This window comes from Anoxybacillus sp. FSL W8-1294 (assembly GCF_037965005.1).
Lineage (GTDB): Bacteria > Bacillota > Bacilli > Bacillales > Anoxybacillaceae > Anoxybacillus > Anoxybacillus flavithermus_G.
On sequence record NZ_CP150179.1, the window covers coordinates 1,484,484 to 1,502,393 of the forward strand.

At 40.1% G+C, this 17,910-nt stretch carries 19 protein-coding genes and 1 pseudogene; 5 read left to right on the forward strand and 15 right to left on the reverse strand.

From position 1 onward, the window contains the following. The first annotated feature begins 72 nt into the window (after nucleotides 1-72). A complete protein-coding gene (locus tag NSQ23_RS07910) occupies nucleotides 73-1,575 on the forward strand; it encodes an MDR family MFS transporter (protein ID WP_339170005.1) in 1,503 nt (500 codons plus the stop codon). Nucleotides 1,576-1,584: 9 nt separating this feature from the next. On the opposite strand, the gene NSQ23_RS07915 is transcribed toward NSQ23_RS07910, so the two are convergent. Next, nucleotides 1,585-2,259 carry a class I SAM-dependent methyltransferase gene (locus tag NSQ23_RS07915; RefSeq protein ID WP_004890518.1) on the reverse strand — a complete coding sequence of 225 codons (675 nt, stop codon included), beginning with the start codon at nucleotides 2,257-2,259 and terminating at the stop codon, nucleotides 1,585-1,587. Nucleotides 2,260-2,324: 65 nt separating this feature from the next. On the opposite strand from NSQ23_RS07915, the gene NSQ23_RS07920 reads away from it, so the two are divergent. Next, nucleotides 2,325-2,459 (forward strand): hypothetical protein, encoded by a 135-nt coding sequence (locus NSQ23_RS07920; RefSeq protein ID WP_268915713.1) that lies wholly within the window; start codon nucleotides 2,325-2,327, stop codon nucleotides 2,457-2,459. Between the two features lie 263 nt (nucleotides 2,460-2,722). Here the strand turns inward: NSQ23_RS07920 and NSQ23_RS07925 are convergent. The 9 genes and pseudogenes from NSQ23_RS07925 to NSQ23_RS07965 all read right to left on the reverse strand — a co-directional run. Next, nucleotides 2,723-2,809, reverse strand: a pseudogene (locus NSQ23_RS07925) (DUF1445 domain-containing protein); the annotation flags it as partial. Nucleotides 2,810-2,880: 71 nt separating this feature from the next. Next, nucleotides 2,881-4,071, reverse strand: coding sequence for an NRAMP family divalent metal transporter (locus NSQ23_RS07930; protein ID WP_339170007.1), 1,191 nt, complete (start codon nucleotides 4,069-4,071; stop codon nucleotides 2,881-2,883). 144 nt (nucleotides 4,072-4,215) lie between these two features. Continuing rightward, nucleotides 4,216-5,334 carry a transposase gene (locus tag NSQ23_RS07935; RefSeq protein WP_339170009.1) on the reverse strand — a complete coding sequence of 373 codons (1,119 nt, stop codon included), beginning with the start codon at nucleotides 5,332-5,334 and terminating at the stop codon, nucleotides 4,216-4,218. A 56-nt stretch (nucleotides 5,335-5,390) separates the two neighbouring features. Beyond that, nucleotides 5,391-6,161: a 5-oxoprolinase subunit PxpA gene (gene pxpA / locus NSQ23_RS07940; protein WP_339170012.1), complete on the reverse strand. Its 771-nt coding sequence runs from the start codon at nucleotides 6,159-6,161 to the stop codon at nucleotides 5,391-5,393. Nucleotide 6,162: 1 nt separating this feature from the next. Beyond that, entirely contained in the window at nucleotides 6,163-7,173 is a 1,011-nt protein-coding gene (locus NSQ23_RS07945; protein WP_339170014.1) for a biotin-dependent carboxyltransferase family protein, read from the reverse strand. A 22-nt stretch (nucleotides 7,174-7,195) separates the two neighbouring features. After that, nucleotides 7,196-7,879: a 5-oxoprolinase subunit PxpB gene (gene pxpB, locus NSQ23_RS07950; RefSeq protein WP_339170016.1), complete on the reverse strand. Its 684-nt coding sequence runs from the start codon at nucleotides 7,877-7,879 to the stop codon at nucleotides 7,196-7,198. Between the two features lie 237 nt (nucleotides 7,880-8,116). Then, entirely contained in the window at nucleotides 8,117-8,269 is a 153-nt protein-coding gene (locus tag NSQ23_RS07955; protein ID WP_164970109.1) for a hypothetical protein, read from the reverse strand. 42 nt (nucleotides 8,270-8,311) lie between these two features. Continuing rightward, a complete protein-coding gene (gene rraA / locus NSQ23_RS07960) occupies nucleotides 8,312-8,788 on the reverse strand; it encodes a ribonuclease E activity regulator RraA (protein WP_339170019.1) in 477 nt (158 codons plus the stop codon). A gap of 65 nt (nucleotides 8,789-8,853) precedes the next feature. Then, nucleotides 8,854-9,354 carry a metal-dependent hydrolase gene (locus NSQ23_RS07965; protein WP_339170021.1) on the reverse strand — a complete coding sequence of 167 codons (501 nt, stop codon included), beginning with the start codon at nucleotides 9,352-9,354 and terminating at the stop codon, nucleotides 8,854-8,856. Between the two features lie 165 nt (nucleotides 9,355-9,519). Here NSQ23_RS07965 and NSQ23_RS07970 point away from each other — a divergent pair, with 165 nt between their 5' ends. Further along, nucleotides 9,520-10,626, forward strand: a complete 1,107-nt coding sequence (locus tag NSQ23_RS07970; protein WP_339170024.1) for an acyltransferase — start codon at nucleotides 9,520-9,522, stop codon at nucleotides 10,624-10,626. A gap of 110 nt (nucleotides 10,627-10,736) precedes the next feature. Next, nucleotides 10,737-11,261, forward strand: coding sequence for a methyl-accepting chemotaxis protein (locus tag NSQ23_RS07975; protein WP_339170027.1), 525 nt, complete (start codon nucleotides 10,737-10,739; stop codon nucleotides 11,259-11,261). 21 nt (nucleotides 11,262-11,282) lie between these two features. On the opposite strand, the gene NSQ23_RS07980 is transcribed toward NSQ23_RS07975, so the two are convergent. Further along, complete coding sequence (locus tag NSQ23_RS07980) at nucleotides 11,283-12,089, reverse strand: uroporphyrinogen-III synthase (RefSeq protein ID WP_339170029.1); 807 nt, start codon at nucleotides 12,087-12,089, stop codon at nucleotides 11,283-11,285. Between the two features lie 193 nt (nucleotides 12,090-12,282). Here NSQ23_RS07980 and NSQ23_RS07985 point away from each other — a divergent pair, with 193 nt between their 5' ends. After that, the gene (locus NSQ23_RS07985; protein ID WP_339170031.1) at nucleotides 12,283-13,590 is read left to right on the forward strand and encodes an ATP-binding protein; all 1,308 of its coding nucleotides are present in this window, start codon (nucleotides 12,283-12,285) and stop codon (nucleotides 13,588-13,590) included. 79 nt (nucleotides 13,591-13,669) lie between these two features. On the opposite strand, the gene NSQ23_RS07990 is transcribed toward NSQ23_RS07985, so the two are convergent. The 4 genes from NSQ23_RS07990 to NSQ23_RS08005 form a co-directional block, all read right to left on the reverse strand. After that, complete coding sequence (locus tag NSQ23_RS07990; protein WP_339170033.1) at nucleotides 13,670-14,110, reverse strand: flavodoxin; 441 nt, start codon at nucleotides 14,108-14,110, stop codon at nucleotides 13,670-13,672. A gap of 128 nt (nucleotides 14,111-14,238) precedes the next feature. Next, on the reverse strand, nucleotides 14,239-16,095 hold the full coding sequence (locus NSQ23_RS07995) for a fructose-specific PTS transporter subunit EIIC (RefSeq protein ID WP_339170035.1): 1,857 nt from the start codon (nucleotides 16,093-16,095) through the stop codon (nucleotides 14,239-14,241). Next, the gene (gene pfkB / locus NSQ23_RS08000) at nucleotides 16,092-17,015 is read right to left on the reverse strand and encodes a 1-phosphofructokinase (RefSeq protein WP_339174346.1); all 924 of its coding nucleotides are present in this window, start codon (nucleotides 17,013-17,015) and stop codon (nucleotides 16,092-16,094) included. Before pfkB ends, NSQ23_RS07995 begins: the two co-directional genes overlap by 4 nt. Next, nucleotides 17,015-17,764 carry a DeoR/GlpR family DNA-binding transcription regulator gene (locus tag NSQ23_RS08005; RefSeq protein ID WP_339170038.1) on the reverse strand — a complete coding sequence of 250 codons (750 nt, stop codon included), beginning with the start codon at nucleotides 17,762-17,764 and terminating at the stop codon, nucleotides 17,015-17,017. The genes pfkB and NSQ23_RS08005 overlap by 1 nt, the downstream gene beginning before the upstream one ends. Nucleotides 17,765-17,910 lie beyond the last annotated feature (146 nt).

Consider the following 17,910-nt stretch of genomic DNA (forward strand, 5'->3'; position numbering starts at 1 on the left):
GAGCTTTTTTATTTGTAAGTATGTAAAAAAAGAATATAATGTTTTGTATACATAAAGAAAGGAGATGTACACGTGGTTGATCAAACCCGACATATTTCTTTTATTGTAGCAGGATTGCTGTTAGCTATTTTTATGGCAGCAATGGATAATACAATTGTTGCAACCGCAATCGGTACAATTGTCGCAGATTTAGGCGGCGTAGATCAATTTATTTGGGTCACATCTGCTTACATGGTGACCGTCATGGCCGGCATGCCAATTTTCGGGAAGTTATCTGATATGTATGGAAGAAAACGATTTTTTCTTTTTGGACTCATTGTTTTTCTCATCGGCTCCGCTTTGTGTGGTTTAGCTCAAAACATCGTCCAGCTCAGCATTTTTCGTGCAATTCAAGGAATTGGTGGCGGTGCGTTAATGCCCATCGCATTCACGATTGTATTCGATGTATTCCCACCTGAAAAACGGGGAAAAATGACCGGGTTGCTCGGTGCAGTCTTTGGAATGTCAAGCGTGCTTGGTCCATTGCTCGGTGCTTATATTACCGATTATTTAAGTTGGCATTGGGTATTTTATGTGAATGTCCCAATCGGTTTATTGTCCATTTTTTTCATTGTTCGTTATTACAAAGAATCGACACAGCATACAAAACAAGCCATTGACTGGTTTGGCGCTTTGACTCTCGTTGTTGCTGTCGTTAGTTTAATGTTTGCATTAGAATTAGGTGGAAAACAATACGATTGGAAATCTGCACCTATCATTTCATTGTTTTCTATTAGCTTTGTGTTCTTTATTGCTTTCTTATATGTAGAAACAAAAGCAAAAGAGCCAATCATCCCATTTGTTTTGTTTAAACGGCGCACGTTTGCGATCGCACAACTATTAGCATTTTTATATGGAGCAACATTCGTTATTTTAACTGTCTTTATTCCTATATTCGTACAAGCGGTATATGGTGGAACGGCCAAAAACGCAGGGCTTATTTTAATGCCAATGATGCTTGGTTCTGTTGCGGGAAGCTCGACGGCAGGAATTTCCCAAACGAAAACATCTTATCGAAACATTATGTTCGTTTCGATTGTCGCTTATTTTTTTGGCATGCTTCTTCTTAGTATGATGACGCCAGAAACATCGAGAATATGGTTAACTGTTTATATGGCATTAGCTGGATTTGGGGTTGGATTTTCTTTTTCACTTTTGCCATCGGCGTCTATGCATAATTTAGAGCCCCGTTTCCGTGGGACAGCGAATTCAACAAATTCATTTTTTCGTTCGCTCGGCATGACAATTGGTATAACCATTTTCGGAACGATTCAATCAAATAAGCTAGCTGCTGAATTACGCGAATCATTCGGTGCGAATACGACAACATTTTCGCTAGATCCACATGCGTTGTTTGAAACAGGAGCACGGGCTCAAATACCACCGAACGTGCTGCAAAAAATTGTCGATGCGATGGCTTCGTCAATTACATTTACATTTTCTATTGCATTAATTCCGATCGCTCTTAGTGCAATAGCTATTTTCTTCATGGGAAACGAAAAATTAGAAGTTCAACAAAAAGGTAGGGAGCAATGATGCGTCTTCCTACCTTTTTTGCAACATAAATAACCACATAAAAGAAACGGCCTGTTTTAACTCTGTCGGTAAATGTCGGATAATAGAATTATCAATTTCGCGCTTATACACCCCTTCTCCATCAACAACTGTAAAACCATTTTCAGTAGCTAGCCGTTCAAACTCCCATGGCATCATCGTATTGCAGATCACCGCCTCATCATATAAGCGGCGATAGCTATTTACTCGCGGAGCAGCTGTCGGTCCAAGGATACCTACACAAACATATGCATTTGCTTTTAATACACGCCGCACTTCCTCAAGCGCAGCAAGCGGACGTTCCGTCCATTCAAAGCAGTTAATAATCATCGCACCTGTAAACGTTTCATCTGGAAAAGGTAAATTCATAATATCCGCTTGTTGAAAATGAAGATGTTCATGAGTTCTTCGGTTTTTGGCTAATTCAATCATTTCACTCGATAAATCTAATCCGATGACACGATATCCTTGTTGACATAGCTTATACGATCCGTATCCATCTCCACATCCAATATCTGCAATATATCCTTCTTTCGGCATATATGTCGTCACAAACGGAATGATCGTTTTTCGACTTCCTCTCTCCCACATCTCCTCGCTGCTTTGATGCCACCATTCTGCTCGCTCATCCCATTGTTTTTCAGCCTCTTTATGCCACCCGCGCATAACTCCACCCCTTTTTGAAAAAAATAAACATGTTACGTTTATTGTAGCAGAAAGGGGCAAAGAACATGACAAAAAAAGTGAACGAAGGAAGCAAAAATCAAAACGCACCGACACAACATGGCAAGTTGAATGAGGGGGCAGGGGACAACAGTAAAGGACGCAAACAAAACAAAAGCCAAAACGATAAAACCGACCATTAAAAAAGTCGGGCGATTAGCCCGACTACAGACTGTTGACAAAATGGGTTCCATTATTTGTTCCATTTAAGCCTAAAAAACGAGGAAAACTCCCCACCATAAAACAGCAGAACCTTCTGCAATAGGCATTCGGTGAACAAAAACACTTTGAATGATCGAAACGAGACCAATGACGCAAAAAGTTCTCTGTACAAAACCCGCTATTTTCCCTTAGAGAAAGCCCGAAAGCCTCACCGATGGCTAACGTGGCGACCACACTCCCTTCTGATCGGAACATTGCAATTTTCTTCTATATGCCGAACGGGAATGCCATTGTTGATCAAAGCATACTCAAACGTAAAACTGCATCCTAATTTCGTATCATTTCCCGAGCCTCCGCAGGACTCATTGTCGCAACAGGAAACATCATGATCCCCATCGATTCTTATTCAAATAGTTTTGGTATACCATTAATTAAAGAGTAAACACCCATATAAGCCATAGCGATAACTATAATAACGCCAAAAATGGTCATCCATAATGGATGTTTGTAATCTCCGACAATTTTTGTTCTGTATGCCGCCACTAACATCACGCCTAGAGAAATTGGTAAGATCAGACCGTTTAATGAGCCTACTAAAATTAAGATTTTCACTGGTCTTCCGACTAAAACGAAAACTAACGTTGAAATGGCAATGAATCCGATAATAATCCACTTGTGGTACTTTTCCAAAATTGGATGAAAGGTACGAATAAATGAAACCGATGTATACGCGGCACCTACAACGGAAGTAATGGCTGCTGCCCACATAACCACTCCGAATATTTTGTAACCAATATTGCCTGCAGCTAATTTAAATACGGATGCCGGAGGGTTAGAAGGGTCAAGGGTTAACCCTTGCGCGACAATACCTAAAGCTGCCAAAAATAAGAAAATTCGCATAATAGACGCAATACCGATTCCTGAAATCGAACTACGGGTCACCTCAGGAAGTGCTTCCTTTCCTTTTATTCCAGCATCCAATAAGCGGTGCCCGCCCGCAAACGTAATATATCCTCCAACCGTTCCGCCAACAAGTGTAACAATAGCAAGAATATCGATCGTATCTGGAACAAAGGTTTTTACCACTGCTTCTCCGACAGGGGGCTTAGCTGTAAACATCACATATAACGTTAGAGCAATCATGACAAAACCCATCAATTGAGCGAAGCGGTCCATCATTTTTCCAGCTTCCCGCACGACAAAAATAGCGATCGCGACGATCCCGCTTAATAATGCCCCCATTTCTGGAGAAATCCCGAATAATACGTTGATTCCTAATCCAGCACCAGCAATGTTTCCAATGTTAAATGCAAGTCCACCGGCGACAATAAGTGCAGCAAGAAAATATCCCAATCCCGGCAATACTTCGTTGGCAATATCTTGAGCTCTTTTTTCTGCGACCGCCATAATGCGCCAAATGTTCATTTGAGCTCCAATATCAATAATTATGGATATTAAAATAACAAATCCGAAGCTTGCTGCAAGCGTTTGTGTGAAGTGTGTCGTTTGTGTCAAAAATCCTGGACCGATGGCCGAAGTAGCCATCAAAAACGCCGCACCTAAAAGTACATTTATATTCTTTTTTTGTTGCATTTTCTATCCCCCCTAAGAACCTGTCAACTACCCAACGACTAAAGCCGTGGGCTTGCAACTCCCCAGAAGTGCAAGCGGATGTTATCCTCCTTCCTTCACTTGGGGTTGCATCAGGGCAGGTTGACAACTACCCAACGACGCAGGTCATGCCTGTGTCGTTCCTTCAACGATGTACTCGATTCCTTTTCGTTGAAGGTTCATGGCACCAACTCGGTCATCGTTTGAGGTATATCCGCATGTTCGACAACAAAACGTGTGCGTTTTCTTATTTCGGTTTGCTTTCTCTGTATGTCCGCATTTTGGACATGTTTGGGATGTGTATGTTGGGTCTACCACAATCACTTTGGCTCGGTGTTTGTGTGCTTTGTACTCGATTTTTTGTCTTAAATCATAAAACGCCCAAGATACCATTTCATACCGATGGTTAACGGACACTTTTTCTGTTCTTTGGCGAACACCTGTTAAATCCTCTAACACAAACAGCGTGTTCTTACCATAACGCTCAACGAGTGCCTTACTGATGCAATGGTTGACATCTTGCATCCAACGGTTTTCTCGTTGACCGATTTTCTTTAATCTTCTACGAGCAGACGGAGTTTGCTTTTTTTGTAGTTGTCTGCGGAGTTGTTTATACTTTGCTCGTTTGTGTTTGATGTGTCTACCTTTGAAAAATAACGTCTGTCCGTTTGAATCATAAACAGTCGCAAGAAAATTTACACCCATATCTACGCCAACCACTTGGCAAATGTGATGAAGGTTTGCTTCTTCCATTTCTTTGGATACAGGAATATGGAGAAACCACTTTTGATGTTTATTCACTAACTTTGCTGTTCCAAACGTCCATGTTCCGTCGAAATACGTTTCAAGTTCTTTCGTTTGAAAAGGAACTTTGATTCGTCCTTCTAACGTATTGATGGAAAACAACCCTTTGGTTAGGCTGTAATCTCGATTAAAAACGAGGTCTATTTGCGGTTTTTTAAACGCAATCTGACAACGCTTATGTCCATTGGTTTGGTTGGTTTTATATTTTGCAATCACCGTTTTTAACACAGACTGCGCCATTTGAGATTTTAAGCCAAATGTAGAGCGAAGTTTGCGGTACGTCATCTTGTGAAGTTTGGCTTGCACAAGGGTGTTTTCTTTGTATATCACTTCCGACACCGCATTGCACGCATCACGATATGCTTGCATCGTTTTTTGAAGAAGTTGTTCTTGTTCAGATGTCGGTAAAATTTTAATTTTTGCTGTTAAAGTCAATTTCATGTCCTCACCACCTTTCACTAATTTTATTTTATATTTTTTTAGCGAAAAATGAATCTTTATTTTAGAAAACCACCAAGTTTTGTAACTGTAATATTGGCTTCCTTCAACGCTTTACGTATGTATTTTGCAAAGTCTAATGCATGTTCTCCATCTCCGTGTATGCAGATCGTATCAGCTTGAATCGATACATCTTTCCCTTGAAGAGATGTAACTTTTCCTTCTTTTACCATACGAATAACTTGCTGGCAAGCTACGTCATGGTCTTTGATGAGAGCATTCGCTTCCCGTCTTGATGTTAAGGACCCATCCTCTTGGTAAGTGCGGTCGGAGAACACTTCGCTAGCGGTTTTAAGGCCGATTTTTTTTCCCGCTTTGACAAGCTCTCCACCCGCTAATCCTAACAAGATTAATTCCGGATCTACTTTATAAACTGCTTCTGCAATGGCTTGAGCAATCGCAGCGTTTTTAGCGGCAATATTATATAATGCTCCATGTGGTTTTACATGTTGAAGCTTTCCACCTTCAGATTTTACAAATGCATATAAGGCGCCAATTTGATACACAACAATGTCGTAAGCTTCCTGAGGAGTAATATCGATGTTTCTTCTGCCAAATCCCACTAAATCTTGAAATCCAGGATGGGCGCCAATTCCGACGTTTTTTTCAAGGGCTAAACGAACTGTTTTCCTCATCGTTGACGGATCGCCCGCATGAAAACCACAAGCGATATTGGCTGATGTAACATAATCTAAAATTTCTTCGTCTCTCCCCATTTTATAAGCGCCAAAGCTCTCTCCCATATCACAGTTCAAATCGACAATATGCATGTTACATTTCTCCTTTCCATTTTATTGATAATGCTCGTTTCAGTTGTTGGATCTCTCTTTCTCTTTCTAAATAAAGCCTTTGTGCTTCTTCATGAGAAACTTCAACAAACTTTATTTTGTCACCCGGTTTTAATTGGGCGATGTATGGTAAATCCACGGTGGCAACTTGTCCGATTTTCGGATAACCGCCTGTCGTTTGCCGGTCAGCTAGAAGCACAATCGGATTTCCATCAGGCGGAACTTGAATAGTACCAAAATTCACGGCTTCCGAAATCATTTCTTCCGCGGATGTTAACGACAAAACGGAGCCTTTCAAACGATATCCCATCCGGTCGGATTGGGTTGTAATTTCAAATGGTTCACGAAAAAAACTTTTTTGACTTTCTTTTGAAAATAGTTGGTATTGTCTCCCCTTTATTACCCGAATGGAAGGAATTTTATTAGAAATGGGAATAAATCCAGCAGATACCGACCATTTCGTCGCTACAAACTTTTGATCTCCTATTTTTGTAGAAAAATCATGAATCATTTGGACCGATCGATTATTAGGGGGAGATAATTTTAACTCGTCACCGGTCTTTAATGGACGTCCTTTAAATCCGCCTATGCCCGCTCTAAGGTAGGTGGAAGTACTCCCCATCACACGCGGAACATCGAATCCTCCCGCAACAGCTAGATAGCTTCGGCAGCCTGCTTTACATTGCCCAAAACGAAGCTGACTACCTTTCTTTACAAGAACTGGTCGCCATAACGGAACAAATTTTCCATCAATAGAAGGTGATAAATTTCCCCCGCAAATAGATATTAGTGTATCTCTTTCAAATTCAATAACAGGACCTACCATTGTTATTTCTAAAGTAGGGGCATTTTCTTCGTTACCAACTAATAGATTTGCAATTCTGTGTGACAGTGAATCCATTACCCCGCTTACAATCACTCCAAATTTTTGAAAACCGTATCTTCCTAAATCTTGAATGGTCGTAAGGAGGCCCGGCTTAATGATTTTTATCACTGACGTCCTCCTTCCATTGTTTCTATTCTTCTATAGTGATGGGTTTAAATCGGATTTTATCCCCCGCCTTTAATAAGCTAGGTGATTTGTCATCAGGACGAAACAGCTTTATCGGTGTTCGGCCAATAAGTTGCCATCCCCCTGGCGTTTCGATCGGATAAATACCGGTCTGTTTACCAGCAATACCAACAGAACCGGCAGGAATTTTTAATCGCGGAGATTCTCTTCGCGGTGTGGCAATTTTCTCCGACATGCCTCCTATGTATGGAAATCCAGGGGCAAATCCGATCATATACACTAAATAATCACCGCTGGAATGGATATGAATGACTTCTTCAGGCGTGAGACCATTATATTCCGCAACATATTCCAAATCAGGTCCTAGCTCTCCCCCGTAACAAACTGGAATCTCCACGATCCTTTCAGATGAAAATTCACCGATCTTAAGTGATTCCAATAAGGGTTTCAATTGCCCGCAAACGTAATCATACGGGAGTGTATAAGAGATAAAATCCGAAATCTTTAACGGATCATAAAACACAGTTACTGTTGTAAATGCAGGAACATATTCGATCATCCACTCGAATGGCTGTTCATCAAACAAGGTTGTAACCATGTTTACCTTTTGATGAGTCTCTAAATTAATATCTTCGCCCAGTTCAATTATTACTGCGTTATCACCCAATGGATGAAAAAGATAATCCATTTTTACAACTCCTAACCATTTTTAGGAATAAGCAAAATCTTACTTTTTATATTAACATTTTTAGGCGTTTCAAGAAGTGGATACTATGCATGGGCCAGACGACCAGAAAGTCAACAAAAGAAAAGACAGGAAGCATTGAAAAAGCAAATCAAAAAGATTCATATTATTTTTTGACATAATACCATAAAACAGCTTGTCGACTTTGTCGACAAGCTGAAGTCGGGCGATTAGCCCGACTCACTCTTCTTGTTTACTGACGCGAATGGCAGGTGTGTTGTTGCCGACATAAAACGGGACAACTTCTTCAGGTTGATGATCGTAAAAATATCGATTGATCTCTTGTTCAGCAAATGCTACTTCGTCTTCTATCATTGTTCGCTTTTTATCCATCGTCTATTCCCCCTTTAGACGATAGAATAACCGAACAAATCGTTATTCATGCAAAGGCTCGTCTGAAACAACCACTCCATCTTCATCAACATATACGTATGCACCCGGCTTCCACTCAATATCGCCAAAATGTACAATTGTATCTCGCATCCCTTTTCCTTCTTTTTTACTTTTGCGTGGGCATGTCCCAAGCGCAAGTACGCCAATTGGCATATTCCCTATTTCTTTTGAATCACGAATGCACCCATGTACAATAATGCCAGCCAATTGACGGTCACATGCAATTTGTGCAAGCCGATCTCCAACAAGGGCGCACTTGTTTGAACCTTTGCCATCCACAACGACGACGCTTCCTGCCGGTGCCGTTTCCAGCGCTTCCCGAACAAGAACGTTATCATCACATACATCGACGGTTGTAATTCGTCCATAAAACGTTGCTTTTCCACCGTAACTTCGGAACGAAAGAGAGCAAACACGGACACTTTCTCCATATTGATCACACAAATCTGCCGTTTTCATCCTCATCCCCCACTTTTGTCAATCTCATCACAATAATAGTCAATCTATTCTAAAAAATCAATAAATTAAAATAAGAAGATCGAGCTACTATCTTCAATCGCAACATTTGTTAAAAAATAAATGAACAAAACAAGAAAGCAATAAAAAAGGAGTGTTTCTAAAAAGCTAGACGTACGATATGTTATCACAAACCGATATCTTTTTTTAGAAAATGGCCATAGTAACGGAACACCTTGACTTGAACAATAGTCGGCTAAAACATGAAATGCATATCCAAGACATAACCCTAGCGTAAAAGGAGAAAAATGTTGCAATAATAAAACGATAGTGATAGCCCCCCATGCTAATAATGAATGGGTAAACCCACGATGACCAAACGCCTTGTTCACCTGCTTGGCAACCCCAAACGAGCGACGACCGATGTATGAGTTAGGCTCATCAATATCTGGAAGCAAGCTCCCGAGCGTCAGCCCAGCCGCATAGGCGATTGTAAATGAAACAGGAGTGTACGCAGCAATCCCGGTTCCAACCGCTAATGATGAAACAATATGAGTATGATAACGCATCGTTTTTCCCTTCCTTTTGTAAACGTTTTATATAATATTCGTTATTAATATTCATGAATTCGAGACGATTTTTTCAATAAATGTTCACCGCTCCAGCCAACTTTGTGAAACTATTAGCATTATACTAATGTATGAACAAACTGACAAATAAAGCTGGTGAGGAAAATGAAAAAGAGTACACCCGCAGAATTAACCGTTATGAAAAGTTTAGCATTTTTAGCTGTTGTTTTTCAAAGCGCGTTACTATACGTAATGAATTATCGTTCCCCTCATCCAGAGGAAGCGATTATGATTGGCATGCTGTTTCATTTCGTCAAATTTTCTGCTCCTGTGTTCGTGTTTTTAGTAGGATTTCATATGGTGCAACAGAAAGAAGCGATTCATTATCGACGTTACGTATCCCATAAATGGGTAGAACTCATGATCCCGTATATCATATGGTCATTTGTTTACTTTATATTATTTTCTAGTCATCTGCATGTACTTGATGCAATGAAACAACTACTGCTCGGCGAGGCAGCACCGCATTTATGGTACGTCGTAATGATTATACAATTTCATTTACTCATTTTAATCATTGTTCCATTTTTCCGTTGGCTTGACCAAAAAAAGTATTGGAAATCATTTATCATCGTTAGCGCAATTATTTACATTGGCTTCATTACGTTCATTTCTCCAATTGTTCAAAGCGAATCATATATACATTATGTAGACCGTACGTTTTTAGCTTATTTCTTTTATTTTTGTTTAGGTGGTATGGCTGCATACACGTTACCAGCATGGCGAAAGTTTGTCATTCGATCCATTCCGTTCAACACATTTTTATTTTTATCGCTTTTTATCGTTGTTGGTTATGAACTGTTTACGTCACAAAGCATCTTTTCGATTGATTTAACGGCGATTACGTATTTAAAGCCTTCGATGGTGTTGTATGTGACATCAGAAATTTTCTTGCTATACGCTTTATCGATTACCATTGTGCAAACAAAATCTCGATTGTATACGGCGTTACGTTTCATTAGTCGATATACTTATGGAGCATATATTGCACATATGTTTTTCTTATACGTGTTTGCACCGATCATTCCGACAACGATGTATTCGATGTTGCAAGCTGTTATATTATTTACAATCACAACAATCGTTTCCATTGGCGTTTGCTATATTATACATGCTACACCACTTAGCTTGCTGTTTATCGGTCAAGCGCGCGAACATCGGACTATTTCTATCCTATCGCTATCGAAATCTAAAAAGAGTGTCCCAAGTTAATATTTGGGATGCTTTTTTATTTTGTTCACACAAACCACTTCTTATTTCAAACATATTTTACGCACAGCTCATAAACAAGAACGCGCACATGTTGTCACTGAACTACAAACGTGGAACAAACTAATTTGCTTGCCTTAAATGCTGCTATTGAAGCCGCGCGGGTCGGTGATCACGGAAAAGGATTCGCTGTGCTCGCTGATGAAGTCCGCAAACTATCCGAGCAGTCAAAAGAAGCGGCAAAAGAAATCGAAACAATGCTAGATAGAATAAAAGTGGAAACAAAAAAAGTATCGCAATCCATGGAACATAGTGCAAGAAAACTCGTTGATGGCGAGACATATTACGATACTGCAGAACGCTCGTTTTGCGCAATTGACGAGTCTGTGGAACAAGTGTTTTCTAAAGTGCAAACCACATCGGCAGCTATCGAGCAAATAACCGCCATTTCCAACGAGCTAACTCAAACAATGAGTCAACTGAAGCAACTTTCTGAGCAAGTGATGCAAAGAAGCAATGAAAGCATAATAACAGTTGAAGAACAATTAGCTGTCAACGAACAAATCACTTCTAGTGCCCAAACGCTTGCCAAACTCGACGAGCAACCCCGCACAACAGTTGAGTCATTTCGTATGTAGACGTGCCATATTTGTGCACGTCTACATCATGCTATAGTACTTTGCTAACTCGATGACCATCGCCCCCATTCTTTCATGAGCCGGTGCGATCACACGATTAATTCCTTCCTCTTGTAACGCCTCTTTCGTTACTTTTCCAACAGCAACAGCTACGATATCTTCAGCAAAAGCCTGCTTGATCTGTTCGACATATCCGTGCTCACGAACAAACGAGAAGAAAAAGCGAACTTGAATCGCTGATGTAAAACAAACCGCTTGCACAGCACGGGAAATAATATCATCAGTAAGCTGCTTCATTACATCGAATGTAGGCGGAGTATGTCGATATGGCCATATTTCCTTATATAAAGCCCCTCGCTTCACTAAAAATTGTTGTAATGATGGAATGGAATCTCCATAAAGCTGGACAACAACTTTTTTACTTTTCCAGTCGACTTCTTGTAATGCGCGGATCAAACCTTTTGTTGTTCCGTCGTCTGCACATATGCAAGGGGTAATTCCATATGTACGTAATACATTCATCGTTTTATAACCACGCACCGCTACATGTGCACGACGAATGGACTGAAGCAGTAATTGTTCAATCCCATATTCCTTCGCCTTTTTGATCAATGCCTCTACACCAATCCCCGTTGTAAAAATAAACCAATCATTTTGTTCGTGAACGATATGATGAAGATGTTGCTCTAACTCTTCATTCAAAAATGTCGTTCCTTGGGCGGGTCGCAAAATCGGAATCCCCCCTTGTTTGACAATGAGCGCGCTCATTTCTTCAATTTTTCGTGAAGCACATAGCACAATCTTTTTGTTTGCTAATGCCTTTTCCATACGTCGTCCCCCTTTTTCTTCCCATCATATCATATAAAAGTGAAAAGTAGTGCAAAATTTGTTGAATCTTGACATAAAACATCGAACTGTTTTGTGTTCACAACGTAACTACATTAGCTTACAATGTAAAAGAAATCATCCGACATAAATATTCTTATTATTCTGAAATACATGTCGAAAGGAGCGGGCTTATATGCCCCCACTAATTGAAGAAGTATTGCTTAACCTATTTTTTATTATATTGGCGTTGCTAATTGCTCCTATTTGGCTTGAAGAACGTCGCATATCCGATCGCTCAAAGGCCATTTTAAAAACGTTTGCAATCGGCATATGTATTGTCTTTTGTATGATGTTTCCTATTCAAACAACAAATGGGTTCGTTTTTGATTTACGGCAAGTGGCGATTTGGATTGGTGGCTTGTACGGTGGGGCGTTCTCTACCCTTTTTCTTGCAATGATCACTATAATTTATCGGATGATGATTGGCGGAACAGAAGGTATTATTGTCACAATAATCATTACGACCATTCAAATCATCGTCTGTTTATTTTTTTATAAAAAGTTTCAAACACATTTATCTTCCAAACAACGAATTACCACCATCACTGCTCTATCAGTTGGAACAGCTGTTTTAACGATCATATTATCTCATATATGGATGAATGATGAGCGACAGCTTATCCGTATGCTTTCGACATATTTTTCAGCTCAACCACTTACAGCATTTTTAGGTTCTTATATTACCGAGGCGATTCAAAAACATAGCGATCTTCGACGTCGCATCATTCGCGCTGAGAAAATAGAAGTTGTTGGACATTTAGCTGCTTCCATTTCACATGAAGTACGAAACCCGTTAACCGTATCTAGAGGATTTATGCAATTGTTGTTACAAAGTGAACGAGTAAACTATAAGGATAGACAATATATTCAAATTGCCATTGAGGAAATTGATCGCGCGGAAGCAATCATTACAGATTATTTGACATTTGCTAAACCTGCGCCAGAACACGTCGAAAAGTTAAATGTAAAAACAGAAATCGAACGAGTGATTGATATTTTACGCCCCTTTGCCAACATGAGTAGCATTGAAATTCAAACATCTCTTGTCCCGTTTGCAGTGAGAGGAGAACGTCAAAAGTTTCAACAATGTTTACTGAACGTAATGAAAAATGCCATTGAAGCCATGCCAAACGGAGGAACGTTGCGCATTAACGTATCGATTGATAAAGATTATGTGTTGATTCATATTAGTGATACCGGAGTTGGAATGACAAAAGAACAAATTGAACGTCTAGGTGAACCTTACTTCACAACAAAAGAAACGAAAGGGACAGGCCTTGGAATGATGGTTGTTTACCGCATTGTTGAAACAATGAAAGGCGATTTGTTTATTCATAGTGAAGTCGGTCAAGGAACAGACGTATATATGTACTTTCCTTCATATTATAAATCAGATGTCGAAAAATCATCCAAACGCTCTGTTGAACAAGTTAGTTGTTAACTTGTTCTTTTTTTTAATTTTAATTTGATTATTTAGAACATAGTTTAATTAAATAAAAGGTCGTTTCGTACACGACCTTTTACAACTGTTTGGCAAAATTACGACCGAACGCAATACATAGTTGCTTTTCTTCATTTGTCGGCGTCAATTCTACTTTCAGTCCCTCGAGGACGACTTCTGCGCCGCGCTCCTGTAATTTTTCAATTAAAATGTCGACAGCTGCACCATACTTCTCATAACTCGAATCGCACGAACCGAAAACAGCAGCTTTTTTACCTGTTAAATCAACGTCATCTAGTTCATCGTAAAAATCTAAAAAGTCATCAGGTAATTCTCCATCTCCCCATGTGTACGCCCCCAGCAAAATCCCGTCATATTGTTCAAGCTCTACCGCTACGGCATCTAACACTTCTTTTACATCCAACTCGATCCCTTGTTCACGAACTCCTTCGGCAATCGCTTCAGCCATCTCTTCTGTATTCCCTGTCATGCTTGTAAATATCATTATTGCTTTTGGCATGCATAGTCCCCCTATGTATATAAGTGATAATCACTTTCAATAATTATATTAAATGATAATGATTATCTTTGTCAATTTAAAAAAAAAAAACGCGCGATGTTGTCATCGCACGCTTACTTTTTTATCTATCATTCTTTTACTTCTTTTTTCCATAATCCAACCATAAACGCTGTCACAAGTGAACCAATTAAAATGGCAAGCACATATAACAACGGGTTTCCTTTTACGATCGGGATTACAAAAATTCCACCATGTGGTGCTGGGAGACCGATGCCAAACATCATCGTCAACGCTCCGGCAACCGCTGAACCAACAATAATTGATGGAATGACACGTCCTGGATCAGCCGCCGCAAACGGAATGGCTCCTTCTGTGATAAATGAAGCCCCCATAATATAGCATGTTTTTCCTGCTTCCCGCTCTGCTTTTGTAAATTTCTTTTTAAATAATGTTGTCGCAATCGCTAATCCTAAAGGTGGAACCATTCCACCTGCCATAATAGCTGCATGCGGTGCATAGTTCCCTGCATCAATCATCGCAATTCCAAACGTAAACGCTGCTTTGTTAATCGGTCCTCCCATGTCAACCGCCATCATTCCTCCAAGGACAAGGCCAAGCAAAACAAGGTTACCTGTGCCCATATTTTCAAGCCATGTTTTCATTCCTTCATTTAATGCTTTCACTGGGTCAATGACGACATACATCATAATAAGTCCCGTGAGCAATATTCCGAATAACGGATAAAGAAGAACAGGTTTAATTCCTTCGAGTGATTGTGGCAAACGACTAAACCATTTTTTCAATCCAACAACGAGATAACCGGCTAAAAATCCCGCAATTAGTCCACCTAAAAAACCAGCGCCACCATTCGCTGCCATAAATCCTCCGACCATCCCCGGTGCAAATCCTGGGCGATCGGCGATGCTCATTGCAATGAAGCCAGCCAATACAGGAATCATGAGTGCGAATGCACTGCCGCCACCAATGTCCATTAATGCTTTTGCAATCGGATGGAACGACGGATCGTTCGGATCAAACGCTTTAATACCAAAAATAAATGAGATCGCAATTAAAATTCCGCCACCAACAACGAACGGAAGCATATTCGATACGCCATTCATTAAGTGTTTATAAAAACCTGTTCGTTCTTTTGACGCATACGAGCGATTGCCACCACTTGCACGATAAATTGGGGCATCTTGTTTTAATGCTCGGTCAATGAGGTGCTCTGGTTTACGAATCGCATCGGCAACAGGTACTTGGATGACATGTTTACCGTCAAATCGATCCATTTCTACTTGTTTATCTGCTGCAACGATAATGGCAACAGCATCTTCAATTTCTTGTTGTGTTAACTCATTTTTCACCCCGCTTGAACCATTCGTTTCTACCTTTATGTCCACTCCCATTTCTTTTGCTTTCGCCTTCAGAGCATCAGCAGCCATATACGTATGCGCAATCCCTGTTGGGCACGCTGTCACGGCTAATACTTTTTTCTTTCCAACCGTCTGTTTTTCTTCAGTCACCATTTCTCCCTCCTTTTCTTGTATCGCTTGAATAATGTCGCGCTTTGTTGAAGCGCTTTCAATTTTCAAACGGAATGATGCGTCCATTAACAACGTCGATAATCGGGAGAGCGCTTCCAAATGTGTGTCATTTGCTCCTTCAGGCGCTGCGATCATAAAAAACAAATGGCTTCGTTTTCCGTCTAACGCATCGTAGTCAATTCCTTCTTTTGAGCGTCCAAAAACAACCGCCGGGGTACGAACTGCTTTCGTTTTCGCATGTGGAATAGCAATTCCTTCACCAATTCCTGTCGTACTTTGCGCCTCTCGTGCAAAAATCGCTTCTAGAAACATTTCGCGATCATACAATTTCCCAGTCTTCTCTAGCACATCTGCTAATTCCTCGATGACTTCTGTTTTTGTTTTTGACTTCAAATCAAGGACAATTGTATCTTCTGTCAATATATCCGTAATCCTCATACAGCATCCTCCATTCTTGTAATAGTCACTTCACTTAACAAACGATGAACCCCGTCCTCCGTACATAAATCTTCAGAAAAAGCTGTTGCACTACCGGCCGCAACGCTATATCGAAATGCTTCTTCAAGTGGTGCTTCGTTCACGTACGCAGCTAAAAATCCTGCTACCATCGAATCACCTGCCCCAACTGAATTTTTTACCATTCCTTTTGGGGCTTGAGCGATTAATATGACGTCTTTATGAAACAAAATCGCTCCATCTCCAGCAAGGGACACAATGACATGTTGCACACCATTGTCAATTAGTTTTTTTCCGTATTCTATAATTTGATGGCGACTATGAATACTCACTCCGAACAATTCCCCAAGCTCCATTTGATTCGGTTTAAGTAAAAACGGCTCGTATGCGATTGCTTGTTTCAATGCACTACCACTCGTATCAACAACAACTGCAACTTTTCGTTTTTTCGCTTCTTCCATCATCATGACGTAAAATGTATCATCTATCGACGGCGGAAGGCTTCCTGCTAAAACAAGGATATCTCCTTTTTTTAGCTGCTTAATTTTATCGATCAGCGCTTCTTTATGTTTATCGCTAATGACAGGCCCTTCGCCATTTATTTCTGTTTCTCTTTCTCCTTTTAACTTAATGTTTAATCGCGTTTGTCCAGGTACAGTAATAAAATCCGTTAAAATATGTTCCCGTTTCAATTCATCAGCAATGAACTGTCCGGTAAATCCACCAATAAACCCGAGGGCAATATTATGAATGTGTAGTCGTTTTAGCACGCGTGATACATTAATTCCTTTCCCCCCAGGAAAATAGGATGTTTTTGTCGCACGATTTAATTTTCCAAGTTCGATCTGTTGCGCTTCAACAACATAGTCGACGGAAGGGTTTAACGTACATGTATAAATCATCATTTCACAACCTCTACTGTCGTTTTTGCTTCATACATTGCTAATAATTCTTCATCCGTTTCATTCGTAATCATCGTAGCTTCCTGTAATTCGGCAATTTTAGCGAACGTGATTTCGTTAAGTTTTGAATGATCCGCTAATACGAAAGCTTGTCGAGATAAATGAATCGCTGTTTGTTTCATAAACGCTTCTTCCGGATCAGGAGTCGTATAGCCAGAATCAATATGAACACCGTTTACACCGATAAAACATTTGTCGAAGCTATATTGTTGCAACGAATGGATCGCCCCTCGACCAATTAGCGCATTCGTTTTTTTCTTCACGAACCCCCCAACAAGATACGTTGGAATATTTCTTTCTAACAGCGCTTCAATGTGCATAATACCGTTTGTCACGACGACAATATCTTTCGCTTCAATATAGGGGATCATCTGCCACGTCGTTGTTCCTGCATCCAAATAAATGCAGTCCCCGTCTTGGATCAGGCTTGCGGCATATTTACCAATAAGTTGTTTTTCGTGAATGTTTTTAGTCGATTTTTCAAAAACGCTTAACTCTTCTCTTTTTTGCTGTAATAACGCCGCACCACCATGGACACGCTTTAGCTTTTTTTGTTTTTCTAGCTGACTTAAATCGCGCCGAATTGTTGACTCTGAACATTGTGTAGCTTCAACAAATTCATGCAACTTTACGACTTCTTTTTCTTGCAACAACTGTAAAATAACACGATGTCGTTCCGGTGTTAACAACTCTACACCTCCTTATTTTAAATCGCTTACATCTTTATCATACCGAAGTACATACAAAAAATCAACCAAATTCGCTCAATTTTAATCAAAAATAATCACTTTAATCCATATATCATTCACAAACGGTCAATTTTCAGAAAAAAAAT